At 63.5% G+C, this 12,178-nt stretch carries 10 protein-coding genes; 2 read left to right on the forward strand and 8 right to left on the reverse strand.

The features are described from left to right. Positions 1–59: 59 nt before the first annotated feature. Entirely contained in the window at positions 60–1,331 is a 1,272-nt protein-coding gene (locus tag CPA56_RS08635) for a S1C family serine protease (RefSeq protein WP_229707564.1), read from the forward strand. An 8-nt stretch (positions 1,332–1,339) separates the two neighbouring features. Here the strand turns inward: CPA56_RS08635 and CPA56_RS08640 are convergent, their stop codons facing one another. From CPA56_RS08640 to CPA56_RS08655, 4 genes are all read right to left on the reverse strand, one after another. Beyond that, positions 1,340–2,146, reverse strand: coding sequence for an SIMPL domain-containing protein (locus CPA56_RS08640; protein WP_182041599.1), 807 nt, complete (start codon positions 2,144–2,146; stop codon positions 1,340–1,342). Continuing rightward, on the reverse strand, positions 2,143–2,490 hold the full coding sequence (locus CPA56_RS08645; protein ID WP_182041600.1) for a hypothetical protein: 348 nt from the start codon (positions 2,488–2,490) through the stop codon (positions 2,143–2,145). Before CPA56_RS08645 ends, CPA56_RS08640 begins: the two co-directional genes overlap by 4 nt. Positions 2,491–2,568: 78 nt before the next feature. After that, positions 2,569–4,083 carry a sensor histidine kinase gene (locus tag CPA56_RS08650; RefSeq protein ID WP_182041601.1) on the reverse strand — a complete coding sequence of 505 codons (1,515 nt, stop codon included), beginning with the start codon at positions 4,081–4,083 and terminating at the stop codon, positions 2,569–2,571. A 24-nt stretch (positions 4,084–4,107) separates the two neighbouring features. Continuing rightward, the gene (locus CPA56_RS08655) at positions 4,108–4,794 is read right to left on the reverse strand and encodes a response regulator transcription factor (RefSeq protein WP_182041602.1); all 687 of its coding nucleotides are present in this window, start codon (positions 4,792–4,794) and stop codon (positions 4,108–4,110) included. 164 nt (positions 4,795–4,958) lie between these two features. Here CPA56_RS08655 and CPA56_RS08660 point away from each other — a divergent pair, with 164 nt between their 5' ends. Beyond that, the gene (locus CPA56_RS08660) at positions 4,959–6,008 is read left to right on the forward strand and encodes an NADP(H)-dependent aldo-keto reductase (RefSeq protein ID WP_182041640.1); all 1,050 of its coding nucleotides are present in this window, start codon (positions 4,959–4,961) and stop codon (positions 6,006–6,008) included. A 59-nt stretch (positions 6,009–6,067) separates the two neighbouring features. On the opposite strand, the gene CPA56_RS08665 is transcribed toward CPA56_RS08660, so the two are convergent. From CPA56_RS08665 to CPA56_RS08680, 4 genes are all read right to left on the reverse strand, one after another. Continuing rightward, a complete protein-coding gene (locus tag CPA56_RS08665; RefSeq protein ID WP_182041603.1) occupies positions 6,068–6,787 on the reverse strand; it encodes a cytochrome c1 in 720 nt (239 codons plus the stop codon). Beyond that, positions 6,784–7,980 carry a cytochrome b gene (locus CPA56_RS08670; protein WP_182041604.1) on the reverse strand — a complete coding sequence of 399 codons (1,197 nt, stop codon included), beginning with the start codon at positions 7,978–7,980 and terminating at the stop codon, positions 6,784–6,786. Before CPA56_RS08670 ends, CPA56_RS08665 begins: the two co-directional genes overlap by 4 nt. Before the next feature lie 11 nt (positions 7,981–7,991). Continuing rightward, a complete protein-coding gene (gene petA, locus CPA56_RS08675; protein WP_182041605.1) occupies positions 7,992–8,666 on the reverse strand; it encodes a ubiquinol-cytochrome c reductase iron-sulfur subunit in 675 nt (224 codons plus the stop codon). A gap of 97 nt (positions 8,667–8,763) precedes the next feature. Continuing rightward, positions 8,764–12,078 carry an efflux RND transporter permease subunit gene (locus CPA56_RS08680; protein ID WP_182041606.1) on the reverse strand — a complete coding sequence of 1,105 codons (3,315 nt, stop codon included), beginning with the start codon at positions 12,076–12,078 and terminating at the stop codon, positions 8,764–8,766. Between the last annotated feature and the right edge of the window lie 100 nt (positions 12,079–12,178).

Consider the following 12,178-nt stretch of genomic DNA (forward strand, 5'->3'; position numbering starts at 1 on the left):
TGCGGCAGGCGTGCCACAGTGAAGGGAGCGTAATGTTCATGCAGCCGGTTATGAGGCACTTGATATGGTCTGTCCTGCTGCCGGCAGCTGTGGGGGGCACGATGGCCGCAGGCATATGCCTGTGGTGGGTGCCCGGTGGGGAGAAGCTGCCTGAGCCTATCAGGAATACGAGCCTGTACAGGGCGGTGCACAAGCCGTCCGTTCCGGTGTCGTCCCCGCTCGTGCTGCCACCTGTGGCCCTGCCGGTTGCCTCCGGTCCTGCCAGCCAGTCCCACGAGACGGCAGCCGTGCGGGATGCGCTGAATCTGCCCAGCTTTGCACCGCTGGTGCATCAGGTTATTCCGGCCGTGGTCAACATTTCGATCTCGCACGGGTCCGCTTCGTCAGATGATGATGACGATGATGAGGGTGAGACCGCCGGAGCGTCCGGCAGGGAGCCATCTTCCCCCTCACAGCCGAAACGGAAGCGGCATACCCGGCATCACAATGCCGGAAACAGGGGGCATCATGTGCTGCACCCGGCGGATGATGAGCTGACGGGGGCGGGGTCCGGTTTTGTTGTGGACGCCTCGGGAATCATCGTGACCAACCGGCACGTCATCGGTCATGCCACGAGGATCATGGTGTCGCTGTCTGACGGACGTTCCCTGCCTGCCCACAGTCTGGGCGATGACCCCATGACGGATATTGCCGTCATCAAGGTGGAGAGTGCGACGCCGCTGCCCTGTGTTGCTTGGGGCGACAGCCGGCAGGTGGAAATCGGGGACTGGATTCTCGTCGCCGGAAATCCGTTCGGTTTCGGGTCATCCGTCACGGCCGGGATCGTGTCTGCCGTGGGACGTGATCTGGGCAGTGGCGCACTGGACGACTTCATGCAGCTGGATGCTCCCATCAATCCGGGCAATTCCGGTGGGCCTGCCTTCAATCTTCAGGGTCAGGTCGTGGCGATGAATGCGGCCATCGCTTCCCCCAGTGACGGGTCCGTGGGGATCGGGTTCGGCATTCCGTCAGAAATTGTCGCTCCCGTCGTAGAGTCCATCCGCAAGACGGGGCATGTGGAGCATGGCTGGCTGGGTGTGACGCTCAATGACGCCAGCTCTCCCATGTGGGTGGAGGATGTGGACCCGCACGGGGCCGCCTGGCGGGGTGGCCTGCGGAAAAAGGATGCCATCCTGGCGATCGGGGAGATTCCCGTCCATGATGCCCGGACGGTGCTGCGCAGCGTGGCGGCAGCCCATCCGGGGACCATTTTCAATTTCACCATACGCCGGGAGGGCAAGGTCATGACCCTCCCGGTTGCTCTGGGCAGACGCCCGACGGCAGACTTCTAGCAGCCGTATCAGGGTGACGGAGCATCCCGGTCGGCCAGACGGGCCATTGCGCTGACCGTCACACGGACGCTCTGCATGTCCGCCGTGCTTTCAGGTGGCGGTGCGGCACTGCGGGCTTCGGCCATCATGAGCATGGGCGGGGCACCCAGCGGCGGGTGTGGCTCGAAGCCGCCACCGGGGCCGTGCCCGCCAATGCGGACCCGCTCCAGGCCAAGGAGTGTCTGGCCGAGGGCTGCCGCATCTTCCTCGGCTTGCTGACGGAGTTTCTTCAGGGCACCGAGGCGGGCCTGCTGCTCCAGCTTTTCCCGTGTTTCAGGGTTCAGGGTCCACTGCATGTCCTCAATGCCTAGCCCCAGCTTCTGGAGCTTTTCGGCGACGGAAAGCAGGGTGTCACGGTTTTGGCTGCTCAGGGTCAGGCTCTGGCGGGCGACCCAGCTTTTCCTGTTGTGGGGGCCGTATTCTTCTCCCACGGTATAGCTGTCGGCCGTGCTCTTCACGTCGGACTGGTCCTTCAGGACGGCCATGGCACTGCTGACGAGCTGGTTGAGCTGCTGCTGGGTGCCGGTGGGCGATGGCCCTTCCGTTCTGGCGGAGAAGCGGATGGACAGCGTGTCTGGCTTGGCCCGGGCCTCATCAGAGACGGAAAAGGCCAGAAGGGTACCATGCGGGTGCGGCGGTGGCGGTGGTGACGCAACGACGGCCCCACCATCGGGCACGGCATGGGCCGGAGCGGCGGAAATGATGGCACCACCCAGCAGGCAGCCGGTGGCCAGTGCCGTCAGGCAGAGGCGGTTCAGGGGGTGACGTAGGCTCATTGATGAAGCTCTTCCTGATGTTTCAGTAACACGAGTGCGCGCCGCAGGCGGCCAATGCCTGCCCGTATGTGGTTCTGTTGGCACAGCTCCTGCCCCTGCTCCTGCAGATGCCGTGCGTCTTCCATGGCACCGACGGGAACGTCGTGGGGCATGCGCATCTTCTCGGCCAGATGTGCGCTCAGCTGGGCACAGTAGGCCTGACTGTCGCTGGTGATGACGAGGTCCTGCGAGGGAGCAGGCGTTTCATCACCGTGCAGCAGCGATCCCCAGGCCAGCCCTGGCCGTGACGGCATCTGGGCCAGCAGAAGGATGACAGTAAGGAAGAATACGGTGCGCATGGTCATGGGGATATCACAGCCAACATGCCCGGAAGATGGGCAAGGTATGAATATTTGGTAACGGTGATGATGGAAGAGGGGCGGTCATGATGAGCCTTCCGTGAGGGATACGCTTCTGGAAGCCTGCTCCGCCTCCTGCGTGAGGGGAAGGAAGAGCGTGACTTTCAGGCCCGGATGGGCCTGGGTGAGCGTGAGGCGGCCGTGATGCAGGCTGGTGACGGCCTGCACCAGGGAGAGGCCAAGACCGGAGCCGGGCGTGTTGCGGGCACTCTCGGCCCGGAAGAAACGCTCGTGGGCACGGAGTATGTCCGCATCATTCATGCCCGGTCCCTGATCCCGCACGCTGATCTCCACGCCGGCCGGGCCATTCTCCGGGGCCGGGTGCCCGGACGGGGCGATGGAGGGAACGGGATGGGCTTTCAGGGTCAGGGTGCTGTCGGGTGGAGAGAACTTGATGGCATTGTCCAGCAGGTTGGCCAGTGCCTGCTGGAGCATGCGCTCATCCCCATGCAGGGGTGGCAACGGCCTGGTGTCCAGATGCAGCCTCAGCCCGGCATCCTCGGCGGAGGCCTCGTACAGTTCAGCCATGTTGGTCAGGAGCTGGTTTAGGTCCACCATCGTGAAGGCCGAGCGGCGGGAGCCTGCCTCGATCTGGGCGATGCGGAGAAGGGCCTCGAAGATGCCGGTGATGTGGTCCAGATCACCGATGGCCCTGTCCACTGCCGTCCGCAGCTCGTCGGGCGAGGTGGCGGAGAAGAGGGCTTCCTCGAGCTGGTTGCGGGCACGGGTGATCGGTGTCCGCAGGTCATGGGCGATGGCGTTGGAGACCTGCCTGACACCCTCCATGAGCCGGTTTATCCTGTCCAGCATGGTGTTGACCGTCTCGGCCACGAGGTCGGTCTCGCTGCCGGTCAGGGTTATGCGGTGGTTCAGGTCGCCACTGGCCACGGCGGAGGCCGTACGGGCGATGGAACCGACCATCCGGCGGAAGAGGTCCCGCACCACCAGTGCCCCCCCCACGGCCAGAAGGGCGATCATGACGGCACACCAGATGACCGTGCGGGTGATGACGGTGCTGAGCAGCGTCCGCCCCCGTATGTCGTGCCCGACGATCAGCCGGAAACCGTGGGGGAGGTTGTAGGCCTTGAACTCCGCCGGGGTGGTGAAGGTGTAGCGGCGGATGGTCAGCTCGTAGAAGTGGTCCATCCTCTTGATGGCCACCGGCCAGCCCGGCAGGTTCCCGGCCAGCCTGCGGCCGTGGCGGTCAGTCAGCAGGTAGAGGGCGTCGTCATCAATGTTCTGTTCCAGCCTGTCCGTGATGGCATCTCCGAGAGCCGGTGCGCCCCCATAGGTCCAGCGTTTCTGGAGTTCCTGGGCATCGGTCTCGATGAAGGCACGGACATGCTGGTTGAGCAGGTTGGTGCTGCTCCACCAGATGAAGGAGAGGAAGAGCGTGGCGGAAATGAGGAAGAGGACACCATAGCCGAGAGCAAAATTGATGCCGGCGGAGCGGATGGGCCAGCGTCCACGCTTTCCACCCGGCCGTCCTGGCCGCCAGCGGAACCGGCGGCGGCGTGGGAGGCTCCTGTCCTCTGTCATGATCGCGCCCGCACTTCCCGTTTCTCAGTCCTGCGTGGGGCGGAGGATGTAGCCCGCATTGCGGACGGTATGAATGATGGCCGTCTCGAAAGGCTTGTCCACCTTCTGGCGCAGGCGGGAAACATGCACGTCGATCACGTTCGTCTGAGGATCGAAATGGTAGTCCCACACCTTTTCCAGAAGCATCGTCCGGGTGACGACCTGTCCGGCGTGGCGGACCAGGAATTCCAGAAGGCGGAACTCCCGTGGCTGGAGGTCGATCTTCTGACCTCCACGACGCACCTCACGGGAGAGGAGGTCAAGCGACAGGTCTCCCACGGTCAGGGATGTTTCCGGGGCGGAGTCGTTGTGGCCTCGGCGTCCCAGGGCCTCCACCCGGGCCAGAAGTTCGGAGAAGGCGAATGGCTTGGTGACATAGTCATCCCCGCCGGCACGGAGGCCGTCCACCCGGTCATCGACTTCAGAAAGGGCGGAGAGCAGGAGGACGGGGGTGTTGTTCTTCTGCCCACGGAGGGTCTCGAGAATGTTCAGTCCGTCAATGCCGCCGGGCAGCATCCGGTCCAGGATGATGATGTCATATTTTTCCCCGATGGCCAGATACAGGCCATCCTTGCCGTTGTCGGCCTGGTCCACGTTATGTCCGGCTTCTTTCAGCCCCTTGAGGACAAAGGAGCGGACGGTCGGGTCATCCTCAACCAGTAGAATACGCATTGGTCCTGCCTGTTTTCCTGATATGCTGCGGTGCATTCTGTGGGGAAGGATAGCGGCAAGCCGGGGTGAAAGGGAAGCGTGCTCCTGGCCGGGCGGCCCTCACTTTCATTACAGATATGTCAGAATGTCTGGCAGCCGACAATCATTGGCAGGGAGAGATGGCCATGCAGTACAGGAAACTGGGGCGGACAGGCCTGAAGGTAAGTGAACTATGCCTTGGGACCATGACGTTCGGCCAGCAGAATACCGAGGCCGAGGGTCATGCCCAGCTCGACATGGCTCTTGAACATGGCGTAAATTTCATCGACACGGCCGAACTTTATTCTATTCCGCCACGGGCGGAAACGCAGGGTTCGACCGAGCGGATCGTGGGAAGCTGGCTGAAGGCCCGTGGCAACCGGGAGAAGGTCATCCTTGCCAGCAAGGTGGTGGGGCGCAGCCAGAATGACTGGTTCCGTCCCGATGGTGAAAAACCACGCCTGACACCGGCACAGATACGCTATGCCATCGAGGGGTCCCTGAAGCGGCTGAACACCGATTATCTGGACCTGTACCAGCTGCACTGGCCTGACCGTGTGGTGAACATCTTTGGTGAGGGCGGCACGACCTTCCGCACGCTCTCCGATGCCGATGAGGTGCCGATCGCCGAGACACTGGGGGCACTGGGCGAACTCGTGAAGGAAGGAAAGGTCCGTCATGTCGGCCTGTCCAACGAGACCGCATGGGGGGTGTCCGAGTTCCTGCGTGTTTCACGGGAGGAGAAGCAGCCTCGCATCGCCTCCATCCAGAATGCCTACAATCTGCTGAACCGGACCTATGAGATCGGTCTGGCCGAGATGGGGCTGCGGGAAGATGTCGGCCTGCTGGCCTATTCCCCTCTGGCGCAGGGCTATCTGACCGGCAAGTATCTGGATGGTGCCCGCCCGCCGGGAGCACGGACGACCCTGTTCAACCGTGGCCAGCGTTATGAAAAGCCGGGCGTGGATGATGCCATCCGGGCCTATCAGGCTCTGGCGAAGGAATCCGGGCTTGATTTCGCCCAGATGGCCATTGCGTTCGTCACGTCACGTCCGTTCGTGACGTCCAACATCATCGGTGCCACGACGCTGGAACAGCTGGAGACGGCCCTGACCTCCATCAAGGTGGAGATCACGCCGGAGCTGGAAGAGAAGATCAACGCCATCCACCAGCTGAACGCCAACCCGGCTCCCTGAGGCCGGATGTTGCCTTGAGGTAGGCCCCGCCCCGGTTTCGGGGGCGGGGCTTTTCCGTTTCAGGCTTCTTTTTTCAGCAGCCGCCAGAGGGCGATCAGCATTCCGCCCAGCAGGGCGAGATAGAGCAGGACAGCCGTACCGATGAAGCGGCGGGTGCTGCGGTGGGCATCGTCAGCCCACTGGAGAAAGGCCGTCACGTCGCTGGCCATCTGGGGAATGGTGGCCTGCGTGCCATCCGGGAAGGTGATCATGCCCTCATGCAGTGGTGGCCGCATCTTGAACCTGTGATGATGCGTCAGGGCGACGGGATTGTAGTAGGTATGCGGGGCCAGCGTGACGCCGGGCGGTACGGGACGGTACCCTGCCAGCATCTGGCGGATGTAATCCGGCCCGCCCCGGATGGTACGGGCAATGTGGGAAAGGTCAGGTGGATAGTCCCCGCCATTATTGGCCTTGCCCACGGCCACGCTGGGATAGGGGGAGGCGATGGGGCTTTCCAGCCCTGCGTGACGCTGCTGTGCCCAGTGCTGCAGGGCCGTGACGGATGGCTGGAGGGTGATCATGTCCCCGTAATGGGCACGTTCCATGCTGTGGCAGGAGCTGCATACCTGCTGGAAGATCATCAGCCCCCGTTCTTCCGGGCGCATGGGTGGTGGCGGTTCGGCCGGTGGAGGAGATTTCTGTATGGGGGTGATGGGTTCGTCCGTGTCGGCCAGGGAGGGCGGACACATGGCCATCATCAGGGCGGTACATGTCAGGAGAGCGTGCAGCTTTTTCATGGTGTCTCTCCCCGTGAGGATGAACCGGCTTTCTTTCGCTCCCTGTAGGCACTGAGGGGCAGGACGACCAGAAAGACAAGGAACCAGACCAGCATGGCCAGCCTGCTGAGCCAGACCCAGAGAGGGGTGGCCCCATGCAGACCGGCCAGGATGAGGGTGAAGAAGGCGACGAAGAACAGCCCCATGCCGACCCGGACCAGCGGGCGGAAGGTGGCGTTGTGGCAGGGAGAACGGTCCAGCCACGGCAGGATGAACAGGACGAGCAAGCTGGCTGCGGCGGCGGCCAGTCCCCCCAGACGGGACGGGATGGCCCGCAGCATGGCAAACCACGGGGCCAGATACCATTCCGGCGTGATGTCCGCCGGTGTCTTGAGCGGATTGGCCGGAATGACGTTGTCCAGCTCGCCCAGAAGCTCCGGCAGGAAAAAGACCAGCACGGCAAAGAGGGCCAGAAACACGCAGACGGCCAGACAGTCCTTCACCATATGGAACGGGGCGAAAGGCCGGGTCGTGCGGTCCGGGCGGGGGCCGTCCAGCGTGGGATTGCTGGAGCCGGTACCGTGCAGGCAGAGCACGTGCAGCCCGATCACCGCAGCGATGATGAAACCGAGCGTGAAATGGAGGATGAAGAAACGGTGCAGGGCAATGCCGCCCAGCGTATCTTCTCCGAGCAGATAGACGAGCAGCCCGTGACCGATGCCGGGTATGGCCTCCACGGCATGGGTGATGACGGTGGCCCCCCAGTAGGACATCTGCCCCCATGGCAGGACGTACCCTGCAAAGGCGGTCGTCATGAACAGCAGCATCATGAACAGGCCGGAGAGCCAGACAAGTTCCCGTGGGGCCTTGTAGGACCCGTACCAGAGGCCACGCCCGACATGCAGGTACAGGGCGGCGAACAGCATGCTGACCCCGCCCGTGTGGAGGCTGCGGATGAGCCAGCCGGAGGGAACACGCCGTTCTATCGCCTCCACGCTGTCGAAGGCCCGGGCAAGGTCAGGCTGATAATGCAGGGAGAGGAACAGCCCGCTGACGAACATCAGCCCGAAGGCGACCAGCAGGCAGGCTCCCAGCGTCCAGAACAGATTGACGGGCGGCATGGGGAAGCGGGCCATGTGCCGACAGAAGGGACGCAGGAAAGGCAGGCGGGTGTCGAGCCAGCCCGTGGCGGGGGTGGAGGTGTCGTCTGTCATGCGGTCGTCCCTCAGAGCTGCTGGATGCTGTTCATGCTGTAGTGGGGCGAGATCGTGCTTTCTCCCAGCCGGATCGTATGGTCATCCACGAAATGGAGCGGGGGAACGGGAAGATTGTAAGGGGCGGGCATGTTGCGGAGGACCCTTCCGGCCCCGTCGAACTGTGAACCATGACAGGGGCAGAAGAAGCCGCCAGAGGCAGGCAGGCTCTGGATGTTCCTGTAGTTCGGCACGCAGCCCAGATGGGTGCAGATGGTGACATACACGCCGTACTCTGCCCGGAGGGACCGGTGGGGGTTTTCGGCCTCACGGGGCTGCTGGGTCGTGTGGGACTGCGGGTCGGCCAGCTGGGCGAGCAGGGCCGGGTCCTCCAGGGCACGGATCATCTCTGGCGTGCGGTGCTGGATGGCCACAGGCAGCCCCTGCCAGACGACGATCTTGTGGGCACCGGGGTCGAGGTCCTGCACGGAAACGTCCATGACCGCCTCTTCCTGCGTGCTGGCGGCCGAGCTGGCCTGCGTGCGGCGGAGACTGTCGAGGAACGGTACGGCCAGCGTGCAGGCTCCGGCTCCCCCCAGAACGGCCGAGCCTGCCGTCAGGACCGTGCGGCGTGTGGGGCGGGGCAGAAGGGACCCTTCCTCACCGAGGGAAGGATGGGGGACGCTGGCATCGTGTTTCTGGGTCATGGGCGGGTTTCCTCGTCAGGGGCCCATTTATAGGAACAGCGGCAGGGTGGTGCAATCGGGGCGGACGGAAGAGGATGACCGTTTTTTCCTGTCGGGCTTACAGGGCTGCCCGTATCCGCCCACCAAGGTTCAAGCAGCGGCGTTTCAGTCCTTCCATCAGCAGATAGACGGCCGGGGTGGTGTAGAAGGTCAGCAGCTGACTGACGGCCATGCCGCCCAGTATGGCGATGCCGAGCGGATGGCGCAGCTCGCAGCCATAGCCCCGGCTCATGAGCAGGGGGATGCCTCCCAGGGCGGCCGCCAGCGTCGTCATGAGGATGGGACGGAAACGTGTGACCGAGGCATGGCGGATGGCCTCTTCCGCTGTCATGTCCGGGTGGTGGTGGTGAATGTGCAGGGCGAAGTCGATCACCAGAATGGCGTTCTTCTTCACGAGGCCGGTCAGCAGGATGACGCCGATGATGGCGATGAGGCTGAATTTCTCGCCGGTGAGCCAGAGGCCCAGAATGCCACCGATGCCTGCCGATGGCAGGGTGGACAGGATGGTGACCGGATGGATGAGGCTTTCGTACAGGATGCCGAGGGTGATGTACATGACGGCGATGGCGGCCAGGAAGGCCAGCAGCGCATTGACCATGAGTGCGCTCGTCTCCCCGGTCGTCCCCGTGAATTCCCCGTGAATGCTGTCCGAGGCATGGAGGCTGGCCAGCGCATTGTTGATCAGGGCGATGGCGTCGTCATAGCTGGCCCCTTCCGTCAGGTCGAAGGAAAGGGTCGTGGCATAATAGCCGTTATGGTGGGAGATGCGCAGCGGCATGGGGGTGTTGACGATGTCGGCCACGTTGTCCAGCGGGATCATGGTCTCCTGCGAGGAGGACACGGCCGCCCCGTTGGAGTTGTTGCCGGACAGCTTGTTGGCCAGCGAGTTCGTGACGGAATCCCGGGAGATGGACGCCTGTGAGCTGAGCGTCGCATTGGTGCGGACACGGATGAGGTTGGAGGCGATGCCCCCGGCGGCCGTCCCGGCCGAGGTGGAAAGCCACAGATGGTGCAGCATGTTGGGATATTCACGGAACGGTTCCGCCACCACCATGACGACCCTGTGTTCCGTCAGGGGGAGATGGATGGTGGACACGATGCTCTGGCCGTAGGCGTCGAACAGGGCGTTCTGCACCAGCTGGGGGGTGATGTTGTAGCGGGCTTCAAGGTCACGGTTGATGACGACATTGGCGGCAAAGCTCAGCTCCTCCGCATCGGTGGTGAGGTTGCGGAACTTCCCGCTGCTTCGCAGTTTCGCCAGCAGCTGCGGCATGGTGGCATAGAGGGGGCCGCTGTTGTCGCTCTGGAGGACATAGCGGTAATTGCCGGTCGTGTTGCTGTCGCCGCCGCCCTTGCGGTTGTTGTCCAGTGCCCAGAAGAAGGCCTCCGCCCCGGCCTGCTGGGGGATGGCCTTGCGCAGCCGGGCCAGGATGGCAGGAATGGCGTCCCTCACGCTCTTGTCCTTCAGCGTGACGAAGAAACGCCCCGTATGGCTGTTGCGGTTGAAGGTGACGACCGTCTGCACGGCGGGGTCATTCTTGACGATGTTTTCCACCTGATGGAGCCTGCGGGTCAGGGCCTTGAAGGAGAGGCTCGGTTCCCCGTTGATGCTGCCCTGAAGGATGGCGAGGTCCATGTCCGGTATGGCGGTCTTGGGCATGAGGGCGATGCCGCCGAGCATGAGGATGAAGCTGCCCGGCAGGGTCAGCCCGATGAGGAGCGGGTGGCGCAGGCTCCAGTGTATCGACCGTTCATAGATGGAGGTGAGCCGGTACAGGCCGCTCTCCAGACTCCTGACGGTTTTCAGCAGCCCGTATGAGAGCCAGGGCAGGGGCTTCCTGATGAAGGACTGCCGGGGATGAGCCGGCTGTTCTGGCGCATGGCTGGGTGGCTCGATCGTCAGGAAATGGGCGCAGAGCATGGGGGTCAGGGTCAGCGACAGGATCATCGAAATGATGATCGTGGCGGCCATCGTCAGTGCGAATTCCTGGAGGGCGGAGCCGAGCGTGCCGGGAATGTAGAGAAGCGGGATGAAAACGGCGATGAGCGACAGGCTGATGGAGACGATGGTGAAGGCGATCTCCGAGGTGCCGATGATGCTGGCCTGATGGCGGTCCATCCCGTCTTCCATGTGGCGGGCGATGTTCTCCAGCACCACGATGGCGTCGTCGATGACGAACCCGACCGCAATCGTCAGGGCCATGAGGGAGAGGATGTCCAGCGAGAAATTGAACCACGCCATGGCCGTCAGCGTGCCGGAGAGGGCGACGGGGATGGTGATGGTCGGGATGAGCGTACTGGTGAAATGGCGGAAGAAAAGGGCGACGACCAGCACGACCAGGGCGATGGAGATGACGAGCGTCTCCTTTGCATCGACCAGGGAGGCCCGGATGGTCATGGAGAGGTCCAGCCCGGTGCGGAGCTGGGTGCTGGCGGGCAGGGCCTGCCGGAGCCGGGGGAGGCGTTTCAGGATGTCATCGACGATTTCCACCGCATTGGCATGAGGCTGCGGAATGACGGCGATCGTGACGGCCGTCTGCCCGTTCAGCGTGCTGCCCTGATAGACGTCCTGCACGTCGTCCCGAACGGTGGCGATGTCCCGCAGGTAGATGGGGTTCTTCCCGTTACGGTAGGCCACGATGAGGTCCCTGTAATGGGCGGCATCAATGGCCTGGTCGTTCGTCTGGAGCTGGATGCGCTGGTCACCCGTGCTGATGAAGCCCTTCGGGGTGAAGGCATTGGCCGAGGCCAGGGCCGAGCGTATGTCCTCGGGGTTGAGGCCCCAGCGGTACAGGGGATAGGGGTTCAGCTCCACCCGGACGGCGGGATTCGAGGCCCCGAATATCTCGATGCGGCCCACGCCGGGCACCTGGGCCAGCACGGGGCGCACCCGGATGGTGGCGAGGTCATACAGCTTGGGCCGGGGCAGCTGGTCCGATGTCAGATGGAGGAGATAGATCGGCCTGTCCCCGTCCAGCTTGAAGGCCTGCGGGTCGGAATCCAGCGTGCCGGTCGGCAGGTCGCTCCGGGCCGCACGCAGGGCCGCCTGCACGTCCCGCAGGGCACCGTCAATGTTGCGGGAGGAGGAGAAGTCCAGAAAGATGGAGGTCTTTCCGCTGGTGGTGACGGATTCCAGCGTCTGTATGTCAGCGATGGAGGCGAGACGCCGCTCCAGCGGTGTGGAGACGGAGGTGGCCATCTGCTGGGGGTCCGCCCCGGGCTGGTTGGCGACCACCATGATGGAGGTCGCCGTCATGTCCGGCATGGTGGCGATGGGCAGGAAGGGCAGGGCGATCAGCCCGGACAGGAAAATGGCGAGAGCCAGCAGCGTCGTTGCTACGGGGCGGTCGATGAAAAGACGACAGAAGACCATCCCTGACTATCAACTCTTTCTTGTCGTGTTATTAAAAAACCTGTGCCTCCATAAAGATATTTCCCGCCCTGAATCAACCTGTTTTTACTGGCTGTTCAGT

This window comes from Bombella mellum (assembly GCF_014048465.1).
In the GTDB taxonomy this organism is placed as follows: domain Bacteria; phylum Pseudomonadota; class Alphaproteobacteria; order Acetobacterales; family Acetobacteraceae; genus Bombella; species Bombella mellum.